At 66.8% G+C, this 14,513-nt stretch carries 12 protein-coding genes; 7 read left to right on the forward strand and 5 right to left on the reverse strand.

Annotation, left to right across the window (positions count from 1 at the left end):
- Positions 1–5: 5 nt before the first annotated feature.
- The 5 genes from AC07WJ_RS29470 to AC07WJ_RS29490 are packed head-to-tail and all read right to left on the reverse strand — an operon-like array spanning position 6 to position 4,998.
- Positions 6–1,148 carry an NAD(P)/FAD-dependent oxidoreductase gene (locus tag AC07WJ_RS29470; protein WP_494938277.1) on the reverse strand — a complete coding sequence of 381 codons (1,143 nt, stop codon included), beginning with the start codon at positions 1,146–1,148 and terminating at the stop codon, positions 6–8.
- A gap of 55 nt (positions 1,149–1,203) precedes the next feature.
- Positions 1,204–2,004, reverse strand: a complete 801-nt coding sequence (locus AC07WJ_RS29475) for an ABC transporter permease (RefSeq protein WP_494938278.1) — start codon at positions 2,002–2,004, stop codon at positions 1,204–1,206.
- Complete coding sequence (locus AC07WJ_RS29480; RefSeq protein ID WP_494938279.1) at positions 2,001–2,864, reverse strand: ABC transporter permease; 864 nt, start codon at positions 2,862–2,864, stop codon at positions 2,001–2,003. Before AC07WJ_RS29480 ends, AC07WJ_RS29475 begins: the two co-directional genes overlap by 4 nt.
- Entirely contained in the window at positions 2,857–3,933 is a 1,077-nt protein-coding gene (locus tag AC07WJ_RS29485; RefSeq protein ID WP_494938280.1) for an ABC transporter ATP-binding protein, read from the reverse strand. The genes AC07WJ_RS29480 and AC07WJ_RS29485 overlap by 8 nt, the downstream gene beginning before the upstream one ends.
- Positions 3,934–3,972: 39 nt before the next feature.
- Complete coding sequence (locus tag AC07WJ_RS29490; RefSeq protein WP_494938281.1) at positions 3,973–4,998, reverse strand: ABC transporter substrate-binding protein; 1,026 nt, start codon at positions 4,996–4,998, stop codon at positions 3,973–3,975.
- Between the two features lie 174 nt (positions 4,999–5,172).
- Between AC07WJ_RS29490 and AC07WJ_RS29495 the strand changes: the two genes are divergently transcribed.
- From AC07WJ_RS29495 to AC07WJ_RS29525, 7 genes are all read left to right on the forward strand, one after another.
- Complete coding sequence (locus tag AC07WJ_RS29495) at positions 5,173–6,078, forward strand: LysR substrate-binding domain-containing protein (protein ID WP_494938282.1); 906 nt, start codon at positions 5,173–5,175, stop codon at positions 6,076–6,078.
- 391 nt (positions 6,079–6,469) lie between these two features.
- Positions 6,470–7,618 carry a (R)-mandelonitrile lyase gene (locus tag AC07WJ_RS29500; protein ID WP_494938283.1) on the forward strand — a complete coding sequence of 383 codons (1,149 nt, stop codon included), beginning with the start codon at positions 6,470–6,472 and terminating at the stop codon, positions 7,616–7,618.
- Between the two features lie 81 nt (positions 7,619–7,699).
- The gene (locus AC07WJ_RS29505) at positions 7,700–8,692 is read left to right on the forward strand and encodes an aldo/keto reductase (RefSeq protein WP_494938284.1); all 993 of its coding nucleotides are present in this window, start codon (positions 7,700–7,702) and stop codon (positions 8,690–8,692) included.
- A gap of 688 nt (positions 8,693–9,380) precedes the next feature.
- On the forward strand, positions 9,381–10,952 hold the full coding sequence (locus tag AC07WJ_RS29510) for an ABC transporter substrate-binding protein (RefSeq protein ID WP_494938285.1): 1,572 nt from the start codon (positions 9,381–9,383) through the stop codon (positions 10,950–10,952).
- A 64-nt stretch (positions 10,953–11,016) separates the two neighbouring features.
- A complete protein-coding gene (locus tag AC07WJ_RS29515) occupies positions 11,017–11,994 on the forward strand; it encodes an ABC transporter permease (protein WP_494938286.1) in 978 nt (325 codons plus the stop codon).
- Positions 11,995–12,006: 12 nt separating this feature from the next.
- Entirely contained in the window at positions 12,007–12,843 is an 837-nt protein-coding gene (locus tag AC07WJ_RS29520; protein WP_494938287.1) for an ABC transporter permease, read from the forward strand.
- Between the two features lie 16 nt (positions 12,844–12,859).
- A complete protein-coding gene (locus AC07WJ_RS29525; RefSeq protein WP_494938288.1) occupies positions 12,860–14,506 on the forward strand; it encodes a dipeptide ABC transporter ATP-binding protein in 1,647 nt (548 codons plus the stop codon).
- Positions 14,507–14,513: the final 7 nt, after the last annotated feature.

The following is a 14,513-nucleotide window of genomic DNA, read 5'->3' on the forward strand; positions in this document are numbered from 1 at the left end:
CAGGATCAGTTCATCAGGCGGTTGGGACGGAACGGGGCGAGCAGCGGTTCGGCGACGCCATTGACGATTTCATCGCTCACCGCCCGGCCGAGGAACGGCGCGAGCGTCACGCCGCTATGGGTGACGGCGACATAATAACCGGCCATGTCGCGAACCGGGCCAACGGCCGGGAAGCCGTCGCGCGGGATCGGCCGGATCGCCGTGCGGACCGCTTCGAGCTCGACATGGGCCAGGGAGGGCAGCAGATGTCTCGCCCGCCTCAGCAGTTCCTGGGCCTGTGGCTGGGCCGGATTGGTCCAGGTGCCGGGGACCAGGCTCGCGTCGCTTTCCGCCTGCCGGTCGACGTCGTTGGCGCGGAACAGCAACCGTCCGCCGCCGTCGCGGCGGACATGGACCGTGGGGGTCCGCAATGCCCGCCTGAGGCTGGTGCCGACGGCCGCCGTGTAGGCGATGATGCCCAGCGTCGGCGCGAGCGGCACCGAGATCGCCGGATCGCCTGCCACGTCGTTGCTCCATCGCCCCGCGCAATTGACCACGATGTCGGCGCCGTGGACCGCGCCGTCGGCGGTCTTGACGCCGCGGGCCCGGCCGCCGGCCATATCGAGACCGACGACGCGTGCGCCACAGATCAGCTTTGCGCCATGGCGCGCCTGCGCCGCCCCCATCATGGCGCCGCAATAGACCACCGCGTCGGCCCAGCCATCCTCGGGATAAAGGGTGATCCTGCTGTCGCCGAAGGCATCGGCATTGACGTCGGGCTCGAGCCCGCGGAGGTCGTCCTGCGAAATGGCCTCGGCCGGATAGCCCCATGCCTTCAGGCGTTCGAGCTTGTTTTCCGGTTCGCCGTCGTCGAGCCCCTGGGCTTCGGGTCCGGCATTCTCCCACTGCACGACGCCTGGCCGATGCAGCCAGTAATTCTCGCCCAGCTCCTCGCCCAGGGCGCGATGCGCCTTCACCCCGGCGAAGTTCAGCTCGAAATAGTCGCGCCGGCTGATCTTTTCGCAGGCATTGACCCAGGCATAGCTGACGCCCGAGGTTCCGCCGCCGACGCGGCCGGCTTCCAGCACGGTGACCGACACACCGGCTTGCGCCAGCCGGTAGGCAATGGAGGTTCCGACGATTCCGGCGCCGACGACGATGGCTTTCATGAGATGTCTCCGGGCCCCGGGCTCGGCCGGCGCCGATCAGATCGCTTGGTGGGATTCAGGTGGAGCCGCGGCCGACCAGCAGCCGGTCGAGGCCATAGATGCGGTCGATCAGCAGCATGAGCAGGAAGGTCAGGACGATGACGACGGTCGAGACCGAGGCGATCAGCGGGTCGATCGATTCCTCGATATAGTGATACATCCTGACCGGCAGCGTGGTGGTCGAGGGTGTCGCGACGAAGACGGTCATCGTCACTTCGTCGAAGCTCTGGATGAAGGCGATGATCCAGCCGCCGGCGATGCCTGGAACCATCAAGGGCAGGATCACGCGCCGATAGAGCGTCCAGCGCGAGGCGCCGAGCGAGATCGCCGCACGCTCCACCGCCGGATCGCCGGCGGTGAGCGCGGCGAGGCAGAGGCGCAGCGCATAGGGAAAGATCACCAGGACATGGGTGGCGACCAGGCCGGAGAACGTGCCGGTGACGCCGATCTCGGTGAAGAAGCGCAGGAAGGCGACACCGAGCACGATGTGCGGGATGACCAGCGGCGACAGGAACAGGGCGACGATGCCGCCGCGTCCCGGAAAGGCGAAGCGCGCGATGGCGAGCGCCGCGGGGATCGCCAGGATCACCGCGCCGGTGGCGGCGATGCCTCCGAGCACGAGGCTGATCCAGAAGGCGTCGATGAACTGCTTGTTGGCGAGGATCGCGTGGAACCAGCGCAGCGACAGGCCGCGTGTCGGTAGCGACAGGATGCTGTCGGGCGTGAACGCCACCAGCATCACCACCACCAGCGGCGCCAGGATGAAGGCCACGAACAGGGCGTGGAAGCACAGGCTGACGATGCCGTTGCGGGTCACGCGGCATACCTCGCGTAACGGCGCTCGAGCAGAGCATTGTAGGTCAGCATGATGGCGGCGTTGACGACCAGGAGGCAGACCGCGATCGCCGCGCCCAAAGGCCAGTTCAGCGTGCCGAGGAACTCGTCATAGGTTGCTGTCGCGACCACTTTCAACTGCCGCCCGCCAATGATGCCGGGCGTGGCGAAGGCGCTTGCCGCCATGGCGAAAACGATCAGCGATCCCGAGAGGATGCCGGGCAGGATCTGCGGCACGATGATGCGCAGGAAGACGGTCGTCTCCCCGGCGCCGAGCGACATGGCGGCGTTGGAGACGCGCGGATCGATGCGTTGAAGCGAGGCCCAGACGGCGATCACCATGAAGGGCACCAGCACATGCACCAGCGCGATCACCACGCCGTGCATGGTGTAGAGCAGCGGGATCGGTGCGCTGGTCAGGCCGATGCCGCCGAGCGCGCCGTTGATGATGCCGTTGCGCCCGAACAGCAGGACCCAGCCGAGCGTTCGCACCACGACGGAAATCAGCAGCGGACTCAGGATGACGATCAGGAAGATCGACCGCCACGGGGCGCGCATGCGCGACAGGATATAGGCCTCGGGCGCGCCGATCAGCGCCGAGATCAGCGTGACCGCCAGCGCCATGCCGATCGTGCGCAGGAAGATCGCGTGATAATAGGGATCGCCGGCGGCATCGAGATAGTTCTGCAGCGTCCAGCCGCCGATCGCGCCGGTGTTCAGGTCATAGACACGGAAGCTCAGCATCACCGTCATGGCCAGGGGCGCGACCAGCAGCGCCAGGAAGAAGCCGAGCCCCGGCAGGGACATGAGGTAGGGCGTCCGGAAGCGGATGGGCTCAGCCATGGGAGGCTCCGCTGACCATGACCGCGGCATCGGTGCCATTCCAGGCCAGCGCCACGCGATCGCCTTCGACCGCGGGCGGCGCGCCGCGGTGCAGTTCGCAGACCTCGACGAGGCCGGCCGGCGTATCGACGAAGATCAGCCAGGCATTGCCCTGGAAGATGCGCGAGGTGACCGTGCCGGTGAGCAGGCCGTCGGGAGCAGCGACGAAGCGGATCTTCTCGGGCCGCAGCGCCACGACGATGACGGTACCGACATCGGCGCCGGCCGGAGCCGCCATCTCGACCGGACGGTCGCAACCGGCAAGCCGCAGGATTGCGCCCGACGCGGTCTTCGCGACGACGACCCCCTTCAGGCGCGACGAGCGCCCGACGAAGCCGGCGACGAATTCCGTCCGGGGCGCGTCGTAAAGCGTCAGCGGGTCGGCGAGCTGAACGATACGGCCTGCATCCATGACCGCGATCCGGTCGCAGATCGCCAGGGCCTCCGCCTGGTCGTGGGTGACCATGACGGCGGTGACGCCGGTGCGCTTCTGGATCGCGCGCAGCTCGACCTGCATCTCTTCCCGCAGCTTGGCGTCGAGATTGGACAAGGGTTCGTCGAGCAGCAGAAGTGTGGGTTCGATCGCCAGCGCGCGGGCCACCGCCACCCGCTGCTGTTGACCGCCGGACAGTTGCCGCGGCAACCGGTCGGCCATGGCGCCGAGCTTGACCATGGCGAGGGCGTGCCGGACCTGCTCGTCCCGGGCCGCGCGCGGCACGCGGCGCATTTCCAGGCCGAAGGCGACGTTTTCGGCGACGGTGAGGTGAGGGAACAAGGCATAGCTCTGGAACACGACGCCCATGCCGCGCCTGTTGGCCGGCACCGAGACGAGGTCCTGGCCGTTCATCATGACGCGTCCGCTGGTGGGCAGTTCGAAGCCGGCGACGATGTTGAGGGTGGTCGTCTTGCCGCATCCGGATGGCCCGAGCAGGCCGAGAAACTCGCCTTCTTCGATGGCGAGATCGATGCCCTTGAGCGCGGCGACGGTGCCAAAACGCTTGTGCAGCGCTTCGATCGAGATTTTCGGCATGGTCCGGATCATCTTTCGTCGGCGGGAGACGCTACGGTTTCAGCGCTCGACTTCGCGGTTCCAGCGCTGGGTCCAGACCGCGCGCCGCTCGTTGACCACCGGCCAGTCGATGGTCGCGAGCCTGGCGATCGCCGCCTCGCCATAGGGAAAGCCCGCCGCCTGGGCGGCATCGAGCTGGACCGAGCGATCGACCGGACCATAGCCGCCTTCACCCAGCACCTTCTGCACCTCGGGGGACAGCAGGTGCTGGATGAAGCCTTGCGCCAGCTCCGGCACGTCGCTGTTGACCACCGGGCAGGCCGCCGACATCAAGGCGCCGGCACCTTCCTTCGGCGCCACGAAACGAACCGGCAGGCCGGCGGCGCGCAGCGCGACGGCGCGGGCCTGGGCCACCACGGTGAGAGCGATCTCGCCGCTCTGCAAGAGTTCCTCGAGCTTGGGGGCGGCCGGTGCGAAAGTCAGAATATTGGGCCGGATATTGGCTTTGAACGCCGCGAAGCCGGGTTCGATATTCGTCTCGCCGCCGCCATTGGCGCGGGCCACCATGATCAGCCCATGCAATCCCGTGGTGCTGCCGGCGCCGAGCAGCGAAAGACGCCCGCGAAAGGCCGGGTTGCCGAGATCGCCCCACGACGTCGGCACCGGCCAGCCGCGCTCGGCGAAGGTCTTCTCGTTGTAGACGATGCCGGTCGCACCGATGGTGAAGGCGATCGCCTTGTCGCCCATGCGGGCTACCGGATAGACGGTCGGCGGAACCCGGCTCGCCTCGATGACCGTGCAGAAACCGAGCTGCACCGCCTGGAACATCGGCCCGTCGTCGACGATGGCGACGTCGATCTCCTGGGCGCTGCGCTGCGCCTGGAGCCGCGCGAGCGTCGCGGTCGACTGACCGGCGACATATTCGACCTTGGCGCCGCTCCGCTGCTCGAACGGGGGAATGATCCTGTCGCGCATCAGCCGTTCGAATGAGCCGCCATAGCCCGCGACGTAAAGCGTGCGTTGCGCCTGCGCCTGGGCAGCGCCTCCAGGCAAGACGCCGAAAAGCGACAGTGCGAGAAGGGCCATGCGCGTCACGGCCAATCGATCGAGCCTCATCGTGAACCTCAGTCGGCTACGGGTCCGTCCAATGGGGGCAGTCTGCTTTCGCATCGCCATCTGTCAACAAGAGAGATTTGGATATCTTCATTCATATTTGATATGGGGTGGGGAGCTAGCGGGAGTCCGCAAGGGTTCGTCTCCATGCCGAAGACGTCGATTGTCGCCCATCGCCACCTGGATGCCTTCCGCACCGTCGTGCTGGCGGGTGGGTTCACCCGGGCGGCGAAGCTTCTGGCCACGTCCCAGCCCTCGATCAGCCGGCTCATGCAGGAATTGCAGGGCATTGTGGGCTTCGCCTTGTTCACCCGGGTCGGCGGCCAGGTCGTCCCCACCGCCGAAGCGCTGGAACTGCTCCAGGAGATCGAGCAATCCTTCACCGGCATCGACAAGGTCATGCAGCGTGCCGCCGACATTCGCGAGCAGGGCATCAGCCGTTTGCGCATCGTCAGCATGCCGGCATTGGCCCATGGTTTCCTGCCGCGCGTCGTGGCGCAGTTTCTGTCCACCCGCCCGACCGTCCGGGCCTCGCTGCAGGTCCAGCGCTCGGAACTGGTGCCGTCATGGATCCGGTCGCAGCAGTTCGATGTCGGCTTTGCCATGTTGCCGATCGAGCTTCCGGGCATCGAAGTGGAGCTGTTCGATCGCGCGGACGGGGTCTGCGTGATGCCACGCGACCATCCTCTGGCGGGGAAGCACGCGATCGATATCGGGGATCTCGAGGATGTGCCCTTTGTCGCCAGCGGGCCGGACAGCCTTGTTCAGCGTGAAATCGAGCGGGTGTTCAGGAATGCCGGCTTTGTCCCGCGCTCGCAGGCGCAGACACCGCTGTCCGCGATCGCCTGCCAGTTCGTCGTCGCGGGGTGTGGGGTGACGATCGCGGATCCCTTTACCGCGGCATCCTTCGCGGCCCAGGGGCTGGTCGCCCGTCCGTTCAGGCCGGTCGTCTCGTTCAATTTCGGGGTGATCTACCCGACCCATGTCGCCCGCCCCCAATTGGTGACCCAATTCGTCCAGGCCGCCCGGGGCTTCATGCCGTCGCCATCCTGATCCGGGTGGCATTCTCCTATCCATGCCGGGCCGGTGGCCGCCGGCCTGATCCGCGACGGCCACTCCGGCTGGGCTCACGGCCAATGCGCCAGGAGGGGGACCGACCTCTTGGGGAGATCAGGACGACCGGCGTGGCCGTCGCGCGCTTGCCGGCACATTCATGAGCAATCCGCATAAGCTCATGCGGTTCTCGGCGCCTAGTCGCTGAGTACTGCCCCGCCTAGCTTCGTTGCGAGGTCGCCGAGGCGGCACCATTCCGGCTGTCGGGCTCGTTGGAGGCTCGATCTGAAAGCATCGAGAGGTAGCACCAATGAGATGGCCCGCGGCGACACTCGCAATGTTTTCTCTGGCGGCCTCCGCCGAGGCCGAGCAACGCGCGGCGCCCCCGCGGGTGGCGCCGGCCATCGTGCACGCGATAACGCCGGCGCTCGGTGCTTATACCGACGAGGTCCTGTTCGGCGATGTCTGGAGGCGCCCCGAACTTGCGCCGCGTGATCGCAGCATCGTCACGGTCGCGGCCCTCATCGCCGGCGGCAATACCGGTCAGATGACGGGCCACTTCAACCGGGCGCTGGACAATGGCGTGACGCCCGGCGAGATCGCTGGGATCATCACCCACCTGGCGTTCTATGCGGGTTGGCCGAAAGCGATGGCGGCCGTGCCGGTCGCGAAGGAAGTCTTCGAAAAACGTGGTATCGCACTGGATCAGCTGTTGCCGGCGTCGCGCGAGCTCCTGCCGCTCGACGAAGGCAGCGAAGCCCGGCGGGCGGCCGCTGTCGAAGCCCAGGCCGGAGCGACGGCGCCGGCCCTGGCCCGATACACCAACGGCGTCCTGTTCGCCGATCTCTGGCGGCGCTCCGATCTCGCTCCACGCGACCGTAGCCTGGTGACCGTCGCGGCATTGATCGCTGCCGGCCAGGCCGAGCAGCTGCCCTTCCATCTGAGCAGGGCCATGGACAGCGGCCTGACCCGGGTCGAGCTGTCCGAGGTCATCACCCATCTGGCTTTCTATGCCGGCTGGCCACGCGCCATGTCCGCGATCCCGGTCGCCAAGACAGTCTTCGAGGCGCGTGCCGACGCGTCGGGTGCTGCTGGCGCCGGTGCCCAGAGGAGACGGACATTGGACATTTTGCGCCCGGGCTCGCAGCCCTCGAGCAGCGGACCCGCCGAACATTTCACCGGCGCCGTCAAGGTCGACTTGCGGTTTCAGCGCGCCGCGCCCGCGCGTATCGGCGGCGGCCTGGTGTCCTTCGCGGCCGGTGCCCGGACCGCGTGGCACACCCATCCGCTGGGCCAGACACTGATCGTGACATCGGGTTGCGGCCTGGTTCAGATCGAGGGCGGCGAGATCCAGGAGATCCGGACGGGCGATGTGGTCTGGATTCCGCCCGGGGAAAAGCATTGGCACGGCGCGACCCCGACCTCGGCGATGAGCCATTACGCCATCTCCGAGGCCCTCGACGGCAAGAGCGTCGACTGGCTGGAAAAGGTCGCGGACGATCAGTACCGGCTCGGGGCTCCGGCGGCGCGAAGCTGCTGAGCGCGATATCGGCGCTTGGTCGCAGGTTCGGCCCCGCGCTGCCGGACGGCCCACCTCTCCACCAACCGCAAGGAGAACGAAATGCACAAGCGCAAACTCGGAACGAGCGACCTGGACGTGTCGGCCATCGGGCTTGGCTGCATGGGACTGAGCTTCGGTTATGGGCCGGCCATCGAAAGGCAGGAGGGGATCGCGCTGATCCGCGCCGCCGTCGAGCGCGGCGTCACGTTCTTCGACACGGCCGAGGTCTACGGACCGTTCGCCAACGAGGAACTGGTGGGCGAAGCTCTGGCGCCGGTCCGCGACACGGTGGTGATCGCCACCAAATTCGGCTTCGATATCGATGCAGGGACCGGCCGGCAGCGCGGCATCAACAGCCGCCCGGACCACATCAGGCAGGTCGCCGAAGCCTCGCTCAAGCGGCTCAAGACCGATGTCATCGACCTCTTCTACCAGCACCGGGTCGATCCGGACGTGCCGATCGAAGATGTGGCCGGCGCGGTCAAGGACCTGATCCGGCAAGGCAAGGTCAGGCATTTCGGTCTGTCGGAAGCCGGCGTGCAGACCATCCGTCGGGCTCATGCCGTCCACCCGGTCACGGCGCTGCAGAGCGAATACTCGCTGTGGTGGCGTGAGCCCGAGCAGGAGATCCTGCCCACGCTCGAGGAGCTGGGCATCGGCTTCGTTCCCTTCAGCCCCCTGGGCAAGGGGTTCCTGACCGGCGCGATCAGCGAGACCACGACCTTCGACAGCACGGATTTCCGAAATGTCGTGCCCCGCTTCACGCCGGAGGCTCGCAAGGCCAACCAGGTCCTGGTCGACCTGCTCGGCGCGATCGCCGCGCGGAAACAGGTGACCTCCGCCCAGATCGCGCTTGCCTGGCTGCTGGCGCGCAAGCCATGGATCGTTCCGATCCCCGGCACCACGAAGCTGCACCGCCTCGGCGAGAATGTCGGCGCGGCGGCCGTCGAACTCACGACGGACGATCTCGCGACCATCGAGAGCGTAGTTTCCACCGTGGCCGTGCAGGGCGCGCGCTATCCGGAACACCTGCAGAAGCTCGTCGGCCGCTGAGCCGCAAGACCAGATCCGGTTCTTCGAACCGGCATCGCTTCGCTCCAATGGCGCTCAGGTCGATATCGAGCGCTCCCGGTTCGATCGGCGTTGTGTCTTCGGACCGGGAGCGCTCGATATCGACCCTGCTGTCGCCTCCAGACCGGGAGACCGGTCTGGAGGCGACAGCGGACTGCCGAGCGCAGCCACGGCTGTGTCGGCCCTCCCGTTCTGCAGCCGCGATCTGCTCGCGGCCAGACTGTCAGCCATCGCCGGCGCGGCGCCGAGATCCTCGGCCCCGTGCTCTGGTTTGCGTCGGCCGGCGACCCCGAGATCCCGTCAAATCGCGTTTTGATGCTGGCCCGAACACATCGGGTCCGACGCCTCGGCGGCGCTCGGGTCGTTGTCGGCCGCATTGCGTAATCGGATCCAATTATCCGGAATATCTGGCAAAAAAACCCAGAATCGTACCTACAGGAAAAAGATTGGATCCATTGACTTGACAGGAGGCCGTTTCCCTGGACCATTAGAGCCGGCTCAGATCGGGCCCGGGGAGCTCCGCCGGTGTCGCGCCAGCGCCTGTCTTTCGCCAAGCGCGCCGGTCGATGCCGGCCCGCCGACGGCGAGACAGCGGGCGGGACGACGAACGCCGCAGGTTTCGCCTGCGCGCTTCGAGGGAGCCTGCACATGCCACTGGGAGGGGCAGATCATGGTCGAGATTTCACGCCGGAATTTCAGCGTCGCGGCATTGCTGGCCTCGGCCGCCCCCCTGCGGGCGGCGGAGACGCCGTCGCGCGGCGGCGTGCTCAACCTGGTGGTCCAGCCGGAGCCGGCGACGCTGGCGCTCGGGCTCAATCTGCAGGCGCCGACCATCTATGTCGGCGGCAAGATCTTCCAGGGGCTGCTGACCTATTCCGACAAGCTCGAGCCGCGCGCCTCACTTGCCAGGTCGTGGACGATCTCGGCCGACGGGCTCACCTACAGCTTCACCCTCCAGGACAATGTCCGGTGGCACGACGGAACGGCGTTCTCGGCCGATGATGTGGTTTTCACCGCCGGCACGTTCCTGCGCGAGACCCATCCGCGCTGGCGTCTGATCTTCGACACCTATGTCGCCGGGGTCGCCGCAACCGCAAAGGACACGGTGGTCTTTCAGCTCAAGAAGCCGTTCTCCGCCTTTCTCTACGCCTTCGAACTGAGTTCGTTGCCGATCATTCCCAAGCACGTCTATGACGGCACCGACTACCGGACCAATCCGGCCAATCTGGCGCCGATCGGCACCGGCCCGTTCAAGTTCAAGAGCTGGCGGCGCGGACAGCATATCCAGCTGGTGCGCAACGAGGATTATTGGAAGCCGGGCCGGCCGTTCATCGACGAGATCTTCTTTCGCGCCATTCCCGATGCCGCGTCGCGCGCCATCGCCTTCGATCGCAAGATCGTCGACGTGCTCCGCAGCGGCGACGCGGAAGGTTTCGAGATCCGCCGCATCTCCGCCCAGGCCAACGTGGTGAGCACGACCAAGGGCGAGGAAATGTATGCGCCCCATGCCTTTCTGCAGATGAACCTGCGGCGGGCGCCATTCGACAACAAGCTGGTGCGCAAGGCGGTGATGCACGCGCTCAACCGCGATTTCATCGCGCGCAACATCTGGTTCGGCTCGGCCGCACCGGCCAGGGGCGCCATTTCCTCGTCGACCCGCTTCTACGACGAGAATGTCGTCCAATATCCCTATGACCTGAAGCTCGCCAAGGATCTCATCGGCCGCTCGGGCGTCGATCTCGCCGCTCTCAAGTTGAAGCTCCTGCCTTTGCCCTATGGCCAGCAATGGGATCGGTTGGCTGAATATATCAAGCAGCAGCTCGCCCAGATCGGCTTCGATATCGCCATCCAGTCCACCGATGTCGCCGGCTGGTCGCAGGCGGTGTCGGACTGGAATTTCGACGCCGCGCTCAACTACACCTATCAGTATGGCGACCCGGCTCTCGGCGTCGCCCGGCACTACCTTTCCTCGAACATCATCAAGGGAACGCCGGCCGCCAACAACCACGGCTATTCCAACCCCGCGGTCGACCGGCTCTTCGCCGAAGCGGCCGGCGCGGTCTCGGAGGCCGACGCGAAGCGGTCCTATGCCGAGGTCCAGGCGATCCTGGCCGACGATGTCGCGCTCGGCTGGCTGTTCGAAATGAAGAACGTCGTCGTCAGCCGGCCGTCGACCCGCAACCTCGTCACCTCGGCGATCGGGGTGTCCGACATGCTGGACGAGACCTGGATCGCGAAATGAGCCGCGGGGTGCGGGCGGTGGTTGCCGCCCGGCGCTTCAGCTTGGACCCGCGCGGAGACCGACGTTGAAACATCTGGATTTCGTCCTTCGACGCCTCGTCAAGGCACTGGTGGTGCTGGCCGGCGTCGTCGTCTTGAACTTTACCCTGATCCATCTCGCGCCCGGCGATCCGGCGGCGGTCTTCGCCGGCGAGGCGGGAGCCGGCGACGCGAAATTCCTGGCCGATCTGAGGGCGCAGTTCGGGCTGGATCAACCGGCCTACTGGCAGCTCTGGCTCTACATGAAAGGCGTCGTCGTCGGCGATCTCGGCTTTTCCTATCGAAACCAGGTGCCGGTCCTGTCGCTGATCATGGAGCGCCTGCCGGCGACGCTTTTGCTGACCGGTTTCGCCTTCCTGTTTTCGCTGGTCCTGGGCGTCGCCCTTGGCGTCATGGCGGCCCGCCGTCGTGGCGGCGTGGTCGACAGCATGGTGATGACCGGCGCGCTCATCTTCTACGCGACGCCATTGTTCTGGGTCGCCCTGATGGCGGTGCTGGTCTTTTCGGTCCAGCTGGAATGGTTTCCGCCCTTCGGCATGGAGAGCCTGGGGCCGGACGCCAGGGGCCTGGCGCGGGCGCTCGACATCGCCTGGCATCTAATGATGCCGACCGTCACGCTCGGGCTGTTCTTCACGGCCGTCTACGCCCGGCTGATGCGCGCCTCGATGCTGGAGGTCCTCGGCCTCGATTTCGTCAAGACGGCGCGCGCCAAGGGCGTGCCTCATGCGCTCATCATCCGCCGCCACGTGTTGCGCAATGCGTTCCTGCCGGTGTTCACCCTGGCAAGCGTCCAGGCCGGCCAACTGGTCGGCGGCGCGGTGCTGACCGAGACCGTCTTCGCCTGGCCCGGCATCGGCCGGCTGATGTTCGATGCCCTGCTGCAACGCGACTATCCGGTCATCCTCGGCGTCTTCCTGGTCACCTCCGGCGTCGTCGTCTGCGTCAACCTCGTGTCGGATCTCTGCTACGGCCTGGTCGATCCGCGCATCGACGTTACCAACTGAGGCGCGTCACCCATGACCTTCCTTCGCTCTATCCTCGCCAATCCCGGCACCGCCATCGGGCTTGCCATCCTGGCCGTCACCGCTCTCGTCGCGCTGTTCGCCCCGGTGCTGTTTCCGGTCAGCCCCTGGCAAAGCGCCGGCGCACCCTTGCTGCCGCCCTTCGTCGACGCGGCGTTTCCGCTCGGCACCGACCTTCTCGGTCGCGACATCGCGGCCGGGCTTGCTTATGGCGCTCGCGTCTCGCTGCTGGTCGGATTGGTCTCCACATTGGTCTCCGTGCTGCTCGGCGTCTCCATCGGATCGCTCGCCGGCTATCACGGCGGCTATGTCGACGACCTCCTGATGCGCTTTACCGAGTTCTTCCAGACGGTCCCGGCCTTCGCCATGGCCATCGTCCTGGTCGCCATCTTCAGTCCCTCCATCATGTCGATCACCTTGACCATCGCGGTGGTCTCCTGGCCGCCGGTGGCGCGTCTGGTGCGCGGCGAGTTCATGAGCCTGCGCTCGCGCGAATTCGTCCAGGCGGCCATCGTCATCGGCCAGAGCGGGCCGCGCATCATGGTCTCCCAGATCCTGCCCAATGCGCTGTCGCCGATCATCGTCATGGCGTCGCTGATGATCGCCACCGCCATTCTCACCGAAAGCGCGCTGTCCTTTCTCGGGCTCGGCGACCGCAACATGATGAGCTGGGGCTTCATGATCGGCGCCGCGCGCACCATGCTTCGGGAAGCCTGGTGGATGAGCGTGTTTCCCGGCCTGACCATCCTGCTGACCGTGCTCGCCATCAACCTGATCGGCGAGGGGCTCAACGACGCGATGAACCCGCAACTGCGCGCCCGGCGAGGCTGATATGGAACCGTCCAACATGCCCCTTCTGCGGGTCGAGAACCTGTCGATCCCCCTGCCGGCGGGAATGGATCGCCGCCTGGCGGTCGACGATCTCAGCTATGACGTCCAGGCGGGCGAAATCGTCTGCGTTGTCGGCGAGTCCGGTTCCGGCAAGTCGATGACCGCCAATGCCGTCATGGGCCTTCTGCCGCCGGCCCTGAAACCGTCGGCCGGGCGCCTCCTGTTCCAGGCGCGCGACCTGCTGACGATGAGCGAAGCGGAACGCGAACGCCAGCGCGGGCGCTCGGTCGCGATGATCTTCCAGGAGCCGCTGTCGGCGCTGAACCCCTTGATGCGGGTTGGCGACCAGATCGCCGAAGTCATGGAGGTCCATGGCGAGACCGATGCGGCGCGCAACGAACAGCGCGTGCTGGCGCTGCTCGACTATGTCGGCCTGCCGGATCCGCAGGACCTGCGCCGGTCCTATCCGTTCCGGCTGTCCGGAGGCCAGCGCCAGCGTGTGATGATCGCCATGGCGCTGGCGCTGGAGCCGGCCTTGCTGATTGCCGACGAGCCGACCACGGCCCTCGACGTCACCACGCAGGCGCAGATCCTGGCGCTGATCCGCAGGATCCAGCAGGCCAAGGGCATGGGCGTGATGTTCATCACCCATGATTTCGGCGTGGTCGCCGATATCGCCGACCGGGTCGTGGTGATGGAGCAGGGCGTCGCGGTGGAGCAAGGAACCGCCGATCAGGTCCTCAACCGGCCGGCGCATGCCTATACGAAGCGCCTGATCGCGGCTGTGCCCCATGGCGCGGCGCGTGCCGATGCGCGGCCGCCGGCCGAGGCGGTGCCGCTGCTGGAGGTGCGCAATCTCCGCAAGACCTATCGCAGCGGTGGCGGCCTGTTCTCCAGGCCGCGCAGCGTCGCCGCGGTCGACAACATCAATCTCAGCCTCGCGCGCGGCGAGATGCTGGGGCTGGTCGGCGAATCCGGCTCGGGAAAGTCGACGCTCGGGCGCTGTCTCCTGAAACTGATGCAGGTCGATGGCGGCGAGATCCTGTTTCGCGGCCGCGATCTCGTACCGCTCTCGGCCCGGGCGTTCCGGCCGCTCCGGCCGCATATGCAGATGATCTTCCAGGATCCTTTCGCCTCGCTCAATCCGCGCCAGACGGTCGGCCGCATCCTCACCGACGGGCCGGTCGCCAATGGCGTCGCGCCCGGGCTGGCCGCCGCCCGGGCGCGTGATCTTCTCGGTCTCGTCGGCCTCGATGCCTCAGCCGTCGATCGCTATCCCCACGAATTCTCCGGCGGCCAGCGCCAGCGCATCGGCATTGCGCGCGCATTGGCGCTGGAGCCGGAACTGCTGATCGCCGACGAGAGCGTCTCGGCGCTCGACGTCTCCGTGCAGGCGCAGGTCCTGGACCTGCTGCAGCAATTGCAGCGCCGCCTGAATCTGGCGATCATCTTCATCACCCATGACCTGCGGGTCGCGGCTCAGATCTGTGACCGGGTGGCGGTCATGCATCGCGGCGGCATCGTCGAATGCGGCCCGCCGGCCGAGATCTTCGAGCGGCCCGCGCATCCCTATACGCAACGCCTGATCGCGGCGATTCCAGGCAAGGGCTGGATGCCGGGCGGGGGACGGACGGCCGCGCCGCAATTGGCCGGAACGGGCTGACGGGAGC

The sequence above is a fragment of the Phreatobacter sp. GW821-FHT04C01 genome (genome assembly GCF_059420385.1).

Excerpts from the sequence above, each read along its gene's own strand:
- AC07WJ_RS29470 (WP_494938277.1), bottom strand. The coding sequence starts at position 1,148 with ATGAAAGCCATCGTCGTCGGCGCCGGAATCGTCGGAACCTCCATTGCC.
- AC07WJ_RS29480 (WP_494938279.1), bottom strand. The coding sequence starts at position 2,864 with ATGGCTGAGCCCATCCGCTTCCGGACGCCCTACCTCATGTCCCTGCCG.
- AC07WJ_RS29485 (WP_494938280.1), bottom strand. The coding sequence starts at position 3,933 with ATGCCGAAAATCTCGATCGAAGCGCTGCACAAGCGTTTTGGCACCGTC.
- AC07WJ_RS29490 (WP_494938281.1), bottom strand. The coding sequence starts at position 4,998 with ATGGCCCTTCTCGCACTGTCGCTTTTCGGCGTCTTGCCTGGAGGCGCT.
- AC07WJ_RS29495 (WP_494938282.1), top strand. The coding sequence starts at position 5,173 with ATGCCGAAGACGTCGATTGTCGCCCATCGCCACCTGGATGCCTTCCGC.
- AC07WJ_RS29505 (WP_494938284.1), top strand. The coding sequence starts at position 7,700 with ATGCACAAGCGCAAACTCGGAACGAGCGACCTGGACGTGTCGGCCATC.
- AC07WJ_RS29510 (WP_494938285.1), top strand. The coding sequence starts at position 9,381 with ATGGTCGAGATTTCACGCCGGAATTTCAGCGTCGCGGCATTGCTGGCC.
- AC07WJ_RS29520 (WP_494938287.1), top strand. The coding sequence starts at position 12,007 with ATGACCTTCCTTCGCTCTATCCTCGCCAATCCCGGCACCGCCATCGGG.
- AC07WJ_RS29525 (WP_494938288.1), top strand. The coding sequence starts at position 12,860 with ATGCCCCTTCTGCGGGTCGAGAACCTGTCGATCCCCCTGCCGGCGGGA.